Source organism: Pirellulales bacterium, assembly GCA_019636335.1.
In the GTDB taxonomy this organism is placed as follows: Bacteria; Planctomycetota; Planctomycetia; order Pirellulales; family JAEUIK01; genus JAHBXR01.
The window spans coordinates 58,956-74,763 of record JAHBXR010000012.1; the positions used below are offsets into that span (position 1 = coordinate 58,956).

General features: G+C 65.2%; 13 protein-coding genes. 7 read left to right on the forward strand and 6 right to left on the reverse strand.

Annotated features, from left to right (window positions below):
• The first annotated feature begins 144 nt into the window (after window positions 1-144).
• Window positions 145-603 (forward strand): acyl-CoA thioesterase, encoded by a 459-nt coding sequence (locus tag KF708_13380; GenBank protein ID MBX3413676.1) that lies wholly within the window; start codon window positions 145-147, stop codon window positions 601-603.
• A gap of 206 nt (window positions 604-809) precedes the next feature.
• Here KF708_13380 and KF708_13385 read toward each other — a convergent pair whose 3' ends face one another.
• Entirely contained in the window at window positions 810-1,412 is a 603-nt protein-coding gene (locus KF708_13385) for a peroxiredoxin (GenBank protein ID MBX3413677.1), read from the reverse strand.
• Between the two features lie 322 nt (window positions 1,413-1,734).
• Between KF708_13385 and KF708_13390 the strand changes: the two genes are divergently transcribed.
• The gene (locus tag KF708_13390; GenBank protein MBX3413678.1) at window positions 1,735-2,145 is read left to right on the forward strand and encodes a hypothetical protein; all 411 of its coding nucleotides are present in this window, start codon (window positions 1,735-1,737) and stop codon (window positions 2,143-2,145) included.
• A 3-nt stretch (window positions 2,146-2,148) separates the two neighbouring features.
• Here the strand turns inward: KF708_13390 and KF708_13395 are convergent, their stop codons facing one another.
• The gene (locus tag KF708_13395; protein MBX3413679.1) at window positions 2,149-3,228 is read right to left on the reverse strand and encodes a hypothetical protein; all 1,080 of its coding nucleotides are present in this window, start codon (window positions 3,226-3,228) and stop codon (window positions 2,149-2,151) included.
• Window positions 3,229-3,694: 466 nt separating this feature from the next.
• Between KF708_13395 and KF708_13400 the strand changes: the two genes are divergently transcribed.
• The 3 genes from KF708_13400 to KF708_13410 all read left to right on the forward strand — a co-directional run bounded on the left by KF708_13400 (window position 3,695) and on the right by KF708_13410 (window position 7,323).
• On the forward strand, window positions 3,695-4,621 hold the full coding sequence (locus KF708_13400) for a hypothetical protein (GenBank protein ID MBX3413680.1): 927 nt from the start codon (window positions 3,695-3,697) through the stop codon (window positions 4,619-4,621).
• Between the two features lie 51 nt (window positions 4,622-4,672).
• The gene (locus tag KF708_13405) at window positions 4,673-5,977 is read left to right on the forward strand and encodes a SpoIIE family protein phosphatase (GenBank protein ID MBX3413681.1); all 1,305 of its coding nucleotides are present in this window, start codon (window positions 4,673-4,675) and stop codon (window positions 5,975-5,977) included.
• 455 nt (window positions 5,978-6,432) lie between these two features.
• Complete coding sequence (locus KF708_13410; GenBank protein ID MBX3413682.1) at window positions 6,433-7,323, forward strand: TIGR01457 family HAD-type hydrolase; 891 nt, start codon at window positions 6,433-6,435, stop codon at window positions 7,321-7,323.
• Window positions 7,324-7,432: 109 nt separating this feature from the next.
• On the opposite strand, the gene KF708_13415 is transcribed toward KF708_13410, so the two are convergent.
• The 4 genes from KF708_13415 to KF708_13430 form a co-directional block, all read right to left on the reverse strand.
• Complete coding sequence (locus tag KF708_13415) at window positions 7,433-8,509, reverse strand: hypothetical protein (GenBank protein MBX3413683.1); 1,077 nt, start codon at window positions 8,507-8,509, stop codon at window positions 7,433-7,435.
• A 416-nt stretch (window positions 8,510-8,925) separates the two neighbouring features.
• Entirely contained in the window at window positions 8,926-9,540 is a 615-nt protein-coding gene (locus tag KF708_13420) for a superoxide dismutase (protein MBX3413684.1), read from the reverse strand.
• A 325-nt stretch (window positions 9,541-9,865) separates the two neighbouring features.
• Window positions 9,866-10,594 (reverse strand): hypothetical protein, encoded by a 729-nt coding sequence (locus KF708_13425; protein ID MBX3413685.1) that lies wholly within the window; start codon window positions 10,592-10,594, stop codon window positions 9,866-9,868.
• Window positions 10,595-10,650: 56 nt separating this feature from the next.
• Window positions 10,651-12,948: a diguanylate cyclase gene (locus tag KF708_13430; GenBank protein ID MBX3413686.1), complete on the reverse strand. Its 2,298-nt coding sequence runs from the start codon at window positions 12,946-12,948 to the stop codon at window positions 10,651-10,653.
• 415 nt (window positions 12,949-13,363) lie between these two features.
• Between KF708_13430 and KF708_13435 the strand changes: the two genes are divergently transcribed.
• Both KF708_13435 and KF708_13440 read left to right on the forward strand, forming a co-directional pair.
• Window positions 13,364-14,227, forward strand: a complete 864-nt coding sequence (locus tag KF708_13435; protein ID MBX3413687.1) for a fumarylacetoacetate hydrolase family protein — start codon at window positions 13,364-13,366, stop codon at window positions 14,225-14,227.
• Between the two features lie 118 nt (window positions 14,228-14,345).
• Window positions 14,346-15,800, forward strand: a complete 1,455-nt coding sequence (locus KF708_13440) for a DUF1501 domain-containing protein (protein ID MBX3413688.1) — start codon at window positions 14,346-14,348, stop codon at window positions 15,798-15,800.
• Window positions 15,801-15,808: the final 8 nt, after the last annotated feature.

Sequence of the window (15,808 nt, forward strand, 5' to 3'; positions counted from 1 at the left end):
CAACAAGAGTTTTGCCGGCGTTGCCGCAGGCGGAAACTTGCGGGCAACGGGACCGCTCGGTCCCGTTGACAGGCGGCGATCCGCCAGGATGATGCTACGAGACTTGCGCGGGGCGACGGTCGAACGGATTCAAGGTAAAGCTCCATGCCCGCCGTTTATGAACATGCACTGATCGTGGCTCCCGCGGACATCGATGGGCTGGGCCATGCGAGCAATATCTCCTATGTGGCCTGGATGCAGGCCGCTGCCGTGGCCCATTCCGCCGCGCAGGGCTGGTCGGGCGAGATGCACGAGCGGCTCGGCGCAGGCTGGGTCGTGCGATCGCATCAGATTCGCTACCAGCTACCGGCCCAGCAGGGGGATCACGTGATCGTGCGTACCTGGGTGGCGGGCTTGAAACGCGTGAGTTGTCTGCGCTGCTACGAAATCATCCGCCGCCGCGATCAGACCGCCTTGGCCTCGGCCGCCACGGAGTGGGCCTTCATCGACTTCAAGACCGGCATGCCAAAACGCATTCCGGACGAAGTCGCTCGGGCGTTCACCGTCGTGGCCCAGCAACTCGATCCGGCCCGCTCGCTGTCGAGTTGGAGTCGGCCGGCCTGATCGCGTCAGGTCATTTCTTGCGCGAGCGGCGCGTGCCCGGCCACGACGCGCAAGCTGGCCGCGACGCTACCCGGGCGAAGTGGGGCGCGCCGCCGAGCGGCCCGATCTTGGTGCCCATGCCGCGCAAGAAAAAAGCATGCCGGCCTGACTGGAGCAGACCGGCATGCCTCTCATCATGGACTTTCGCCGTCTGCGGCGATGTCAACTCACGGCGACTGGGCGTACTCGGCCGAGAAGAACTCGCGGCTGGCCTTCACGTCGGGCTTGATCGTGCGCTGGCCTTCCTTCCAGTTGGCCGGGCAGACCTCGCCGTTCTTTTCGAAGAACTGCAGCGCCTCGATCATGCGCAGCGCCTCGTCCACATTGCGACCCAGCGGCAGATCGTTCACCACCTGGTGACGGACGACCCCCTCCTTGTCGATCAAGAACAGGCCACGCAGCGCGATGCCGGCCGGCAGCAGCACGTCGTACGACTGGGCGATCTGCTTGTCGAGATCGGCCACGAGCGGGTACTTGATCTCGCCGATCCCGCCTTCGTTGCGCGGCTTGTTGCGCCAGGCCAGGTGCGAGAACTTGCTGTCGATCGACACGCCCAGCACCTGCGCGTCGAGCTGCTCGAAACGCTTGATGTTGTCGGAGAACGAGATGATCTCGGTGGGACAGACGAACGTGAAATCGAGCGGATAGAAGAACAGCACGACGTACTTCTTGCCGCGGAAGCTCGAGAGTTGAATCTTGCCGAACGAGCCATCCGGCAGGACGGCCTCGGCCGCGAAGTCCGGGGCCTGTTGCTGCACCAAAACGCTCATGGGGTAAACCTCTGGCGGAATAAGACAAACAGCGTACGTCCGACGTCACGCGACGGCGGCGGTGGTTTCAGGAAATCAGGCTCGGCCGAGCGCGGTCCGAGCGGCATTGAGCTGCGCTGGGCGGAAGGCCCCGCCGACGGGTAGGGGGTCGGCAAGGTTGGCGGGCCTGTCGTTGCGAACTGCCCGACCCAGCGTGGCAATCCACTAATCAATACCGAAAACCGCTTCCGCTGCCAAGTGCCTGCGCCCCGCGGGGGGTGGCCAGATTCAGCCAACCTGGAGATCGCGCGAGGCGAGATTGTTCCAGGAGCAATCGCGAAGCATGGCGGCCACCGGCCGGGAAGTTCGCCGCCAGCGCAACAAAAAAGATCATGGCAAGTCGATCCGTCGACTTGCCATGATCTCTATCCTGAAACGGGACACTGCCGTGTCCCGCCCTCCCGGTAAGTTTGGTACTGAAGGTATCGGACAGTCCGCGCGCACGACTCTAGTCGATTTTTCGCAGCGTGCCTGGGAATCCTCGTGTGCCGTGCGTGTCGGGCAGGCCCCTGTGCCCGGCGTCCTGCAAGGCTTTCGCGATCGGAACATATTGCCGGCGCGGGGCGAGAAAAACAACAACGGGCGGCTCCCCGTCGGCAGCCGCCCGTTGTTCGAGGCCCGCCGCCGCACTTTGCTTCTCCCCAAGCAAAGTGCCGCGCGGCGAACTATTCGCGTCGTCTGTGTGAAGCGGTAGCGATCAGGTCGTGGTGTCGTCCTGCGGGGGCAAGACCACCTCGGGAAGGGGCAACTCGGGTGCTTCGACCTGGGTGGCGTCGTCATCCCAGTTCCCGCGCGGAGTCGAGAGCTCGTTCTCGACGTGTCCGGCCGGTTTGGCGGGCGTCGAAATCGAAGACGGCGCCGGCTTCGTGGGAGCGGGAGTTGTCGGCGCGGGAGCGGAGGGAATCGTCAAGGGCACGTCGTCGTAGGTCGGTCGTCCATACTCGATGAACGACGGTCCTTCTTCGACGATCTCGCCCGTCGATTCGGCCGACTCGTAGCCATCGGACCACGTTCCTTCGAGGACTTCTGCCCCGGGGGGCGTCATTTCCATCCCGAGAGGCTGGCCCGACATGGCGGCGCCATTCTCGGTCAAGCATTCGTTCATCAGACAGTTGTTCGGCTGCGGAGCGTGCCACCAGGCTTGATAGCCCGTCCAGCAGCAGGGCTGCGGCTTCGGCTTGGGACAGCAGTTCGCGAGGGACTCGCAAAACTTGTCGCAGCACTCTTTCATCCGCGACAACATGTCCCCCATTCGCTGTCCGCAGCGATGCTGCCACGAGGCGGGACAGGGAGGGCAGCAGGGATCGGCCTGTCCGCAGGCCGCGGCTGGATAGCAGGGATTCGGCATGCCGGGCGCCGGCATCATGGCCGGCGGTGCCGAATACGGCTGGGGAGCCACCCTCGTGGGCGGCAGCACTTGTTCGGTTGCCGGGAGACCTTGTGGCTGTAGCATCGCTCCGTTGTGGTAGTAGACCGTCTCGCCGGGATAGCCCGTCACGACGCGACCGGCCGTGTGGCCGTATCGGCTGTCGGCGGCGGAGATACCACGTGGTACGACGGAGTAGCGATTTTCGATCGGATCGGGATAGCTGCCGTAAGCGGGATAGTACGAGTTAAAAGCGCCGGCCGCGTTCGAGGGGACCGTGCTGCGGCTGGCGGCCGTCGGGGCGCCCCACGGCGGAACCGTGCCTCCCCAACCTTGTGCGAAGGCTGGCGCGGCCAGGCCCAGCACGCTAGCGGCGAGACACGCAATCGCGATCGGACGAGACTTCATCATCGTGGCACTTTCTGGAACGAGAGCAGGCTCGCGTTGGTTGCTTTTCGCGTCGCGCTTGGCCGCCGACACGAGGGGCGTATCGGGGGACGTTGGTAAACGCCCCAGGCTCGAGGTCGCAGCGAAACGGCGTCGGCGGAGCACCCGGCAGCAGTAAGCCCTGAATACCAAGGGGGCGTGGAACATCACCACGTAACCGCGGGTTGATTACCGCGGCGGGATGCTGCCGTGCGGCTCCAGGGAAACATGGGTTACGACTGGCCGTAAAGCAAACGCAACTGTTTCATTTTTCCAACCCGATAAGGTTTCGCGCGCAAAGCACCGGGCCAGGCAGTTCTGGTCATCTCCTGCGGCGACAACGACTTGCTGTTATGATCGAGCCCGCGGCGTGCGTTGCCTTTCGACAACGCCGCACGCCTTTCGTGGTCCGCCTGTGACGTGCGTAGCGATCGGAACGATTGTGCCGGCGATGTGGAACCCCTGGAGTAGCGCCTGCGTAACCCTGCTGAGCGCGGCACTCTCGCTGGCCCTGCTCGTAGGGCGGCGCCCGTCGCTCCGCGGGACCACGCTCGTGGCCCCCTGGTGCTGGGCGATGGTGTCGCTGGCGGTATTGGCGGTCACGGAGTTGGGGCTGGCAGCCGTTTCCGGCGAGGCCGAGCCACGTTGGGCCGTCCACGTGCGATTTCTGGCGGCGGCCACGACGTTTTGTCCCGCGATGGCGCTGTTGGGCGCCAAGCGTCCCCAGGATCGTGCCTGGCAGTTCATCGTGGCCTCGTTGTGGATGGTCGCGGCCTTGCCGGCCTTGCAGTCGTTGGTCTACGCGCCGGGACGCACGCTCGATCTCGACACGACCTGGCGTTGGTTTCTCCTGCTGCTCATCGTGATTAGCGCGGCGAATGGACTGCCGACCCGCTTCTGGCCCTCTTGGTTGCTGCTGGCCGCGGCGCAAGGCTGCCTGTTCGCCTCGCAGTTGCCGCTGTCGGTATCGGCTGGGGGCGGCGGGGGAGTGGCCACGGCGCTCGTGCTGATCGTGGTAGCGACGTTGCTCGTGACGTGCGGAATCCCGCGGCGGCCCGAACCGCAGCCGCCGTTCGATCGTCAATGGTGCGACTTCCGAGACGCGTTCGGCACGCTGTGGGGGCTGCGCATCGCCGAACGCTTCAACGCCGCGGCGACCATGTATGGCTGGCCGCGGCGACTTCGCTGGCGGGGGTTGGAAAATTCGGCTCGAGACCAAGATCGGCCGGCCGCAGACGAGTTCACCGACGAGCAGGCGGCGTCGATGCGCCAGGTCTGGCATTCGCTCGTCTTGCGGTTCGTGTCGAATGAGTGGCTGGCCGAGCGCGGTGACGAGCCTGTGGCGGGTACCGCACCAGGGACCGGAGGAGTACACTGAGCGCGATTCCAGCTCGTCCGCGGTCGCGCACGGTGAGGAGGAGCTAGACTGATGGAGCCCGGCTTGCCCCCTTGTGATCTCGACTCGCTCTCCGGCGAGGAGTTGTGCGTCCGGTTGCGCGGCCTCGAGACGTTGCTCGACGTGACGCGCGCGCTGGCCGCCGAGGTAGACCTGTCGAAAATTCTGGAAACGATTGCGGCCGAGGCGTGTCAGGCCCTCGATTGCGAACGAGCCAGCGTCTACCAGTACGATCCGGCGAGCGAAGATCTCTATACGCGCGCCGTGACGGAACTCGAGATCGACGAGATTCGTCATCCGATCTCGCAAGGCATTACGGGGGACGTGGCGCGTTTGCGCTACGTGGCCAACATCAGCGATCCGGCGGGAGACCCGCGCTGGAACTCGGCCGTCGATCGTGCGACAGGTTTCCAGACGCGGAACATTCTGGCGGGGCCGCTCGTCTCGCCTCATGACGGACGCTTGTTGGGCGTCTTGCAGTTGATCAATAAACGCGGCTCGTCCTTCGCAGCATTCGATGAAGATCTGTTGCGCGCTTTCTGTCAGCATGCCTCGGCGGCGCTCGATCGCGCACGCCTGTTGGATGAGCTGCGCACACGCAGCGAGATCGACGCTTCGCTCAGCGTGGCGCGCGATATTCAGCGCGGCTTCATGCCACGCGAGTTGCCCGAGATGCCGGGCTACGAGACGGCCACCTGGTGGTATCCGAATCAGGCCGTCGGAGGCGATTACTGCGATGTGCTGCGCCTGCGCGATGGCCGCGTGGCGCTGGTGATCGCGGACGTGAGCGGGCATGGCCTGGGGCCGAGCCTGCTGATGGCGTCGGTGCGCGCGGCGCTGCGCGCCTTGATACTCGAACATGCCGATTCGAAAGAGCTGCTCGAGTTGCTCAGCCGCGCGCTCTGCCAAGATCTGCAGGACGGCCGTTTCATCACGCTCATGTTGGCCGAACTCGACACGGCGACCCATCGCATCGAGTATGCCAATGCCGGCCATGCGCCGGTGCTGCACTTCGTTTCGTCGGCGCAACACCTGCTAGCATTGCCTGCGACCGGGCTGCCGCTGGGCGTGCTCGACGAGCCCTCGTACGAGCGCGCTCCCTGGGTACGCATGGAAGTCGGCGACATCTTGTTTCTCTGCACCGATGGCATCGTCGAGGCAATGAACGACGACTCCGAGCCCTTCGGGCAAGGTCGCCTGGAAGAGATTATTCGCGCGGGGGCGCAGCTTCCGATGTTGGAGCTCGTGCGCGAAGTAGGCCGGCAGGTCGAGCTGCACTACGTGGGCGAGAGCCCGCCCGACGATCTGACCATCCTCGCCACGCGCCGCAACGCGTGAGCGCGCGACGTGGCCGGGGACCGCTCGATTTTCTCTTTCGCAGGTAGAAGATTAGCGCTGCTAGCAAATGCCTTCCGGCAGGCGTGCTGCCCAGCTTCTTTGACCAGTATCCCTGCTGGCTTCGCGCGATATTCATACTTCGTGCATCCATTCCTCTCGGCGACTGCCTAGGATGCGTGCAATCTTGGTCATCGCGTCCGTCCACGAGCGATTTCGCTTGACAATCGGGCGGCGTCAAGTCCAAGAGGGGCGAAAAAAGCCCGCAAAATACGGCGTTTGGTGGCAGGTCGACGTTCTGCGGCACGCCAATTGCTTTCGTCGGAGCCGAGGCGATCACCGCGATCTTTTGGCGTTCCGCACGAGCACGGTTGGGGAGGAATAGATGTTGGACAACGTGAGGCCACATCCGCGTAGCTCGTGGGCAACGCTTTTCTTTTTACAGGAACGAAACGAACATGCGACATGGATTCTTGATCGACATGGATGGTGTCATTTACCGGGGACATGATCTGATCCCCGGTGCCGACCGCTTCATCCGCCAGCTTCATGCCAACCAGATTCCCTTCCTCTTTCTCACCAACAACAGTGCCCGCACGCGGCGCGATGTGGCGACCAAGCTGCGGCGCATGGGGATCGAAGCCGACGAGTCGCACGTCTTCACCTGTGCGATGGCCACGGCCCGCTTTCTTGCCCGGCAAAAGCCGAACGGCACCGCCTACGTGATCGGCGAAGGTGGCCTGCTCAACGCGCTGCACGCGAATGGCTACTCGATCGTCGATCACGATCCCGACTATGTCGTCGTGGGCGAAGGTCGCAGCTTCACGTTCGACATGATCGAGGCCGCCGTGGGCATGGTGTTGCGCGGCGCGCGGCTCATCGCCACGAACATGGATCCCAACTGCCCGACAAGCACCGGGCTGCGGCCCGGTTGCGGCGCCATCGTGGCCATGCTCGAAACCGCGACCGGCACCAAGGCCTTCAGCGTCGGCAAGCCGAGTCCGCTCATGCTCCGCGAGGCGCGGAAGGTGTTGGGCCTGGCCTCGGCCGAGACGACCGTCGTCGGCGATACGATGGAGACCGATATTCTCGGCGGCGTGCAACTCGGCTATCGCACCGTGCTCACGCTGTCGGGCAGCACGAGCATGGAGGACCTGGCGAATTACGCCTACCGCCCGGACGTCATTGTCGAGTCGATCGTGGAGTTGGCCGACCCGAGTTTTTTCTCCGACGATACGACGACGACGCGAACGCCGGACGATCGGCTGGCCTCGATCGAACGCGAGGAACGCACCGGCGCGATGCGTCGTCGCGAGGTGATGCGAGCGGCCGTCCGCAGCGCCGTCTAACGCCTTCGGTCTGCTGGACGCACATCCCTGGCAACAAAAACAACACGGCCCAGACAACAATGTCTGGGCCGTGTTGTTGGAGGCGAGGTTATCGAACCTGCGGCAGGCACTATTGAGCGGCTGGCGGCACATACACCGCCGGAGCGGCCGGCGAAGCAAGTCCCGAGTTGTCGTAGCTTGCCGGCGCCACCGCCGATCCCCCCGTCATGCCTGACTGGGCCCGCGGATAGTCGCTGGTGCTGCCCGGGCGATACGGTGTCGTCGCCGGCGGCGTCGTCGTGGTCGCAGCCGGGGCCGGGTAGCCGCCGGTCGGCGACTGGTAGGCGGGCACGCCTGCCGGCTGATAGCCGGTGGCACCGGGTTGGTAGCCAGTCACGCCCGGGGTGTAGTCGGTCGTGCCAGGCTGATAGGCCGGAGTCGTCGCCGGATAGGCCGCGGCCGTCAGTGCCGTGGCGGCCGGGTCGGTGCCGGTCGAGCCGTAGTTGTAGCTGCTGTAACGATCGCCGGTCGCTGCCGGCGGGGGACTGGCGGCGGGCATGCTCGTCGGAGCGTACATGCCGCGATTGTCGGCCACCGCGGTGTTGGGGTCGTAAGCTGTGCCCGGCGCGGCCGACGTATAGGGTGCGGCCGGCGTATAGGGTGCGGCCGGCGTCGTCGACGCGTAGGGCGCCGCGCTGTAGTCAGCAGGAGGAGCGGTGTAGCCCGTGGGACCCGCCGTGTAGCCCGTCTGCTGGGCACCGTACGCGGCGTAGGGGTCCTGCGTCGGATAACCGTTCGTCGCAGGCATGCCACCGTAGGGAGCGGCCGTGCCGGTCTGAGCGTAGTTCGGGTTGTAGGCGCCAGCCTGCGGCATGGGCATCGTCGGGGGCATCGCACCGGCCGGGTTGTACATGCCGTTGCCGGCCACGCCGTAGGCGCCCATTTGCGTCGGGTCGGGATACGAGGTCGTCCCCGGCGGGGTCACGCCATATTGGGTCGAGGCCAATTGCACGTTGGGCGGATTCGGCGTGGCCGATTCCGACGGCAGGGCCGGGTATTGCGAAGGGGGCGCCTGCGCGAGTTCGGTGTCTTTACTCTTGCCGAACTTCCACTTGTTCCAGGCGAGACCACCGCTGCCGCTACGGCAGCCGGTGAGAATCGAGAGACAGGCGACGATGATCGCGATCCGTGCCACAGTAGCTCGCATGGCAAGCGCTCCCGGCGAAATTCGAGCGATCCGCGGGGCAAACGCCGGCCGAACGGGCGTCCCTGCCCGTCTTGAAGCCGGCATCCTCGTCCCTGAGGATCGAATTTGTAATCAGAGGTGAAGCAATCGAACGGCGGTCAAAGTGCGACGACGGACCATCGCCTGCAGTTGGAATCGCGGCAGACCCTACCGTTGGTAGTGGTTATTCGGCGGGTCGTCGCCCCGAGAATCAGTAAAACCAGAAAAGTTTGCACCCAGCAGGGGCAGACCGGCCCCGGAGAGGACGGGGCGGGATTATAGAGTTGCCCGCGCGCTGGTCAACGCCAGTTCATCGCGCCCAAAAAAAGTGCCGCTAGCAGTGACACTGCCAGCGGCACTTGAAAGGACGCTTTCGATCGACGGACGCCGGTGCGCGACTACTTCTTCTTCGCGGCGGCGTAACGGTCGGCCACGGCCGACCAGTCGATCACATTGTAGAACGCCCCGATGTAGTCGGGGCGGCGATTCTGGTAATGCAGGTAATAGGCGTGTTCCCAGACGTCGAGACCCAGGATCGGCGTGTGGCCGGTCATCAGGGGCGAGTCCTGGTTTGCCGTGCTTTCGATGATCAGCGTGCCGTCAGGCGAAACGCTGAGCCAGGCCCAGCCGCTGCCGAAGCGGGTCGCCGCCGCCTTGCTGAAGGCCTCTTTGAAGCCGGCGAAGCCCTTCAACTCCTTGTCAATCGCCTGGGCCAGGTCGCCCGTGGGCTCGCCCCCCTTGCCCTTGCCCATGATCGTCCAGAAGAGGGAGTGGTTGGCGTGCCCGCCACCGTTGTTGCGGACGGCCGTACGAATGTTCTCGGGCACCATCTCGATGTTGGCGACCAGCTTTTCGATCGATTGATTGCCGAGGTCGGTGCCTTCGATGGCGGCATTCAAGTTGTTCACGTACGCCGCGTGATGCTTGTCGTGATGGATCTCCATCGTGCGGGCGTCGATCGTCGGCTCCAAGGCATCGAACGGATAGGGCAGTGCGGGCAATGTGTAGGCCATGATGGGCTCTCCCTTTCGTCAGGCGACCTGGCGCTTCGGCCGGTCGCGAACGTTAGCCTCTCGACATCTCGCGGAGGACGCGAGCGAGGAGGCTTCGCGGGGCAAAAAACCTTCGAACGATGTCTGCACGGCCGATGACCCGAGGGCAACCATCGGGAGCCCGGCAGTCGCGGGCCGAACGCCGCGCGAGATCATTCGCCGTGCAGGCATGAATAATCGCGGGACCGCCGAGCATACACCATCGCCAGCAGAGGGGCAATTGGCCAGCGTGCGAAGTCTGCTGTGGGTGGTTCGGCGGCGGCCAACCTTGTTTGCCGCCGACCACTTAAGCCACTGCGTTGTCGAGTCCTTCGAGCAGCGCGGCGGACGAATCGATAGCGGCGCGGGCAAAGCCGCGCACCGTGTCGGTGACGAGATCGATCCGCGCCAGGGCCTCGTCCACGATGCGAATCGCGCGCGAGGCGTTCGCGCCCAGCCCGGCGTGGGCTCCCCCCAGGGCGAGATCCGTGAGCATGCCGCTCGGTCCTCCCAGACGGCTGGCATGCATGCTGGGAATGGCGAGCGTCGCCGTGGTACTCGAGTTGACGATCCGGTCTGCGTGGTGACCGCTCGTCGTCAGCTCGGCCGAGCCGTCGCCGTCGAGTACCCGTCGACCGTTCACGCGCAGTCCAGCGAGTCGATTGATTTCCTTGATCGCGGCGTCGATCCGGGCTTGCTGCGCGCCGCGCTCTTGCGCGGTGAGATCTCCGTCCTCATCGTCGAGCGCCAACCGGCGAATGCTCTCCACCTGCGTATGAATCTGGTCGAGCGTGAGCTCGGCCTGGCTCACGAGCGAGTTCGCGGCCGTAACGTTCGCCAGCCGATGGCCGACGATGGCCAGTGGCGACGGCACGTCCGAGAGCGCGACGAAACGGCGGGGATTGTCCACCGGGGTGTTGATGCTGCGCGAAGCGACCCGATGTAGTGCGTTGTCGGCGGCGGCCGTCTGGGCCTCGGCCAGTCGATGGAGCAGAGTCCGTTCCAGGCCCGAGAGCGTCGCGCCGATACATGCCATGATTTCGCCTGACTGGTGTGACTGGCCCGTGGTGGGACGCGGAGGGCAGTCGATGCTTAGGTTGGGTCGGTCGGAGTTGCGAGCGGTTCGGCCATCAGGTAGGCCTGTAGTGAAGCCCCCAGCTTGCGGGCCTGCTCCGTGGCATTCGCCACGCGTCGATCGCGTCCTTTCAACGGATTGATCGAGACGTGCAGGATCGTGCGGTTCGATCGTCCTCGCGCGTCCCCTTCGCGCGACTCGGATTTTTCTTCCTCGGCCACGAGATCGATCACCAAACGGATCGGCCGATCGGACCCGCGGCGGAACACCGACAGCATCTCGCCGCCGGCATAGATCTTCACGTGGTTCCCTTCGACCGAGATGACTTCGGCGTGGTGATCGGCGACGAAGCCACGCAGCTTCTCGATGCTCATCTCGAGTGGCACCGAGGTGCGCATGCTGCGTTCGAACAAAGCATTGCTCTTGCCGTGAGGCATGGGGTGCGCTTCGCCGCCGGCCACGGCCTGACGCAGCCCCTGCATGACGTGATCGAGCCCCTCGGGACCGGCGATGCCGCTCCCGAGTTGAACCACCGTGTTGCGCCCCTTCTCCTTGGCATACAGCAGGGCGCGGTCGGCGCGGCGGAGCATCGTCTCGGGCGTGTCGCCCGGCTGCAGCTCGGTTACACCGAAGCTGGCCGTGGCGCGCTTGTCGCCGAGCGCCGGCTGGGGCATCTCGGCCAGCGAGTGACGCAGCTCTTCGGCACGCCGTGCCGCCGTGGCATTGTCGCAGCCGGCGCACAGCAACAGGAACTCCTCGCCACCGTAGCGGGCCACCAGGTCGCCGGGCCGGCTCATACGCTTGAGCAGCCGGGCCATGTTCTTGATCACCTCGTCGCCGGCGGGGTGGCCGAACGTGTCGTTGATCTTCTTGAAGCGATCGATGTCGCAGATAATCAGGCTGCAAGGCAGCGATTGCTCGAGATGCACAATCACGAACAGCTCGAGCACGCGGTCGAACTCGGCGCGGTTGGCCACCTGCGTGAGCGGGTCGCGCGTCGCGAGCTCGTGCAGATTCTGGCAGCGGGCCTCGAGCGACGTTTGCGGCGACACGTCGTGCATCAACAGCGTCGCGCCGTGCAGCGTGCTGTCAAGGTCTTCGACCGGGACCACTTGCAACTCGATCGGCAACGGACGGCCGTTACGCCCCCGGATCGAGAGCCGGCGGAGAAAATGCCCCCCCGACTGCATCGCCTGCTCGATCGGGCAATGATCGGCCGTTAGCGGTGTGCCGTCGGGCTCGCTCAGCTCGAGTGCCCGCGGCGTCCACGTCCGTTGCAAGATGCTGGCGGCGGTGATGCCGGTGAGACGCTCGGCAGCGCGGTTCCAGTACACGACGCGCATCGAGCTATCGACGAACGCCACGCCGTCCTGCATGTGTTCGAGCAGCGTCGTGTGATAGACGCGGCGCCCGCGCCCCGCCTCGGGCACGATCGGCCCCTCGTTGAGCGACCAGTTCGAGTTGACTTGCTCGGGCTGCAGCGCACGCAGCCAGCCTTGGGCTACTTGGTCTTGCAATCTGCTCTGATCGCGGTCGTGGAAATGAGCGAATTTTTCCACGAGGTTGGGGTCGAACTGCGTGCCGGCGAAACGGAACAACTCACCAATGGCACGTTCGCACGAGAGGGGTCGGCGGTAGAGCTGGTTGCTCGTCATCGCGTCGAACGCGTCGACGATGGCCAGCATGCGGGCCGGCAGGGGGATCTCCTCGCCGACGATGCCGCTACCGCGCTCTCCCTGATACCAGGTCGTGGCGTAGGCCACGATGTCGAGCACCAGCGGGTTGTGGCAGCAGGAGCGGAGTATCTCGAGCCCCGTCACCCGATGTTGCTGCATAATCAGCAGTTCTTCGGGGGTCAGCGACGCCGGCTTGAGCAGGACCGCATCGGGGACGCCGATCTTGCCGATGTCGTGCAGCAGGCTGGCGACCTCGAGTGCATCGCGTTGATCGGGGGGGAGCCCCAGCACCAGCGACCAGGCCGAACAGCCAAGCGTCACGCGCAACGAATGGGCGGCCGTGTCGGCGTGCTTGGCGCGCAACGCGGCGAACAATCCGGCCGCGACTCCCAGTCGAGCCAGCGGAAGTTGATTGTCTCGGTCCTGGAGCAGGGAGGCACGCCGTGGCCGCGGCGCCGGGGCCCCTTCGACGGACTCGAGCAGTGCGGTCAGTTGCGACATGCGCCGCTCGGCACGCACTTCCGAGGCGGCCTGTGAGGTCGGAGACGCGGCACTCGCGGGCGCGCTCTCTTCGAGGCCAGTGCCGCTAGGGCCGACGGGCTGCTTCGGGCGATTGCCGCGCGGAGCTTCGCTGGTCATGCTTCCGTCCAGACTTCAACCGATCGGGGGATTCGCGAGGTGTCACATCAGCGGAGGTCCAGCCGCGAAAAACGCGCCGACAAAACGGGCACAACGAGGCCGTCGGCCGGCGCGCACGAATCGAGGGCTGGTTTCCAAACCCTAGGTCGCCCCTGGATTAAGGTCAAAGCACAGGGCGTGCTCGGCACGTGCGTTACAGGAGTCCATCATCGGTTCGCCGACCCAGGTGGCATTTCTGCCCCGCTGCTGTTTCGAGTGATACCAATCGGGACGGTAATAACGAGGGTACCGGCGCCAAGTTCGCAGCAAAGCTGCTCACGGCCGAAGACGGCTCTGCCGGTTGCTTGCTGGTCGATGGGGCATCGGCTATTGTGACCGGCCGTTTTGCCTTCCGACGCCGACGGAGTATGCGCACGTGAAGCTGGTCACCTATCAGAGCGCCACGGGTCCACGTATCGCTGGCCTGCGCGGAGACGACCTCATCGATCTCCAGCAGGCCGACGCCTCGCTGCCCACCTGCATGAAGGCCCTGCTGGCCGAGGGAGAGGCCGGTCTGCAGCGCGCGGCGATCGCCATCGCGCGAGGCGAGCCCCTGGCCGCGCGGCAGGTGCGTCTGCTCGCGCCGGTGCCGGGGCCGCAAAAGGTGATCTGCGTCGGTCTCAACTACATCGATCACGCGCGCGAAAGCGGTGTCGAACCCCCTCCCGAGCCGGTGTTGTTCAACAAGTTTCCGACAAGCGTCGCCGCACACGAGGACGCCGTCCGCCTGCCGGATGCCAGCGAACAAGTCGACTACGAAGCCGAGCTCGTCGTCGTGATGGGCACGGGGGGCAAGCACATCAAGGCCGAGAAAGCGTTCGATGCAATCGCCGGCTACTGCTGTGGCCACGATGTCTCGGCCCGCGATTGGCAACTCCGCAAGCCAGGCGGCCAGTGGCTGCTGGGCAAGACCTTCGACGGCTTCGCCCCCTTCGGACCCACGCTCGTCACCAAGGACGAAGCGGGCGACCCCGGCGACCTGCACATCGCACTGCGCTTAAATGGCCAGACGATGCAGGACTCGAGCACCAGGCAATTGATCTTCAGCGTGCCGGAACTGGTGGCCTATATCTCGCGCGTCGCCACGCTGATGCCGGGGGATGTAATCTTCACCGGCACGCCCCCCGGCGTGGGCATGGCCCGCAAGCCCCCCGTCTTCCTCAAGCCGGGGGACGTGGTGGAAGTCGAGATCGAAAAGCTCGGCCTGCTCCGCAATTCATTCCTTGCCGAGTCGGAGTAGACAAGCTCGACCGCGGCTGGCGCAGTTTGATTGCATGCAGCCTGGTTGCGCACTAGTCTGATGGTCGCCGTAATTCGGCCTGCTCGTTCCTGCCCGCCATGTTGCCGAGGATTGGCCCGTGCAACGTCCTGCCCCGCGCATCGCTGAGCATCCACGCTACACCCGTCGCGTGGCGATTCAAGCGGGCGCGATTGGGCTGTTGGGCCTGGGCATGAATCATCTGACGGCCTTGCGTACCCTGGGAGCGAGCGCCGGAAGCAAGACGCCCGCCGCGCGATCGGTGATCTACATCTTTCTTTCGGGCGGGCTCGCGCAGCAGGAAAGTTTCGATCTCAAGCCTGACGCGCCCGATACGATTCGTGGCGAGTTCCGTCCCATCGCGACGCGCACGCCCGGCATTCAAATCTGCGAGCATCTCCCCCTGCTCGCCGAGCGCAGCCAGCACTGGGCGCTCGTTCGCTCATTGACGCATCCCTACAACGAGCACTCGCAGGGGCACATGGTGATGTTGAGTGGGCGGACGCCGATGCCTCCCGCCTTCTCCGACGTCACGCCCAAGCCGAGCGATTGGCCGTCGATCGCGTCCGTGGTGGGGGACGTAACCGTGCCGCGCAACAATCTGCCCCCGGCCGTGGTGCTGCCCGAGCGCTTGATTCATCGCACGGGTCGAGTCATTCCCGGCCAGTTTGCCGGCCTGATGGGCGCGCAGCGCGATCCTTGGTTCGTCGAGGCCTCTCCCTTCAACGGCGTCTCCTACGGCGCGTACCCGGAATATGGTTTTCATTTCGAGCGCGGCGCCGAGAATCCCAAGCATCTGCTCTATCAGGCGCCGAATCTCTCGCTGCCCCACGGTCTGGGACGCGATCGACTCGACGGGCGCCTCGGTCTGCTCGGCGAGATCGAATCGCAATGCCGGCGTCTCGAAGCGATAGCCGATCTCGCGCAGTTCGATCGTTATCGCGAACAGGCGGTATCGCTGTTGGCCGATCCCGGCACGCGTCGCGCCTTCGACGTGACCAATGCCGACGAAGCGACGCTCGACCGTTATGGGCGGAACTCGTTCGGCTGGTCGTTGCTGATGGCGCGGCGTCTCGTGGCGGCAGGGGTGAACCTGGTGCAGGTGAATCTCGGCAACAACGAGACGTGGGACACGCACCAGTCACTCTTTCCCTGCTTGAAAGATTTTCTGTTGCCACCGACCGATCGTGCCGTGTCGGCGCTGCTCGACGATCTTGCCGCCGACGGCTCGCTCGATCAGACGCTGGTGGTGATGGCGGGCGAATTCGGACGCACGCCGAAGCTTTCCACGCTACCTGGCGCCAAGCATGCCGGCCGCGATCACTGGGGCGCCGTGCAGACGGTGTTCTTTGCCGGAGGTGGCGTGCGCGGGGGAACGGTCGTCGGCTCGTCCGACAAGCACGCGGCCTTTCCAGCGGCCGATCCGCAGCGTCCCGAGAACATGGCCGCCACGATCTATCGCGCCCTGGGCATTCCGGCCGAAGCCGCCTGGCACGACGCCGTCGACCGCCCCCACCATGTCTACCACGGCGAACCGATCGCCGGGCTGACTTAATCCAGTCG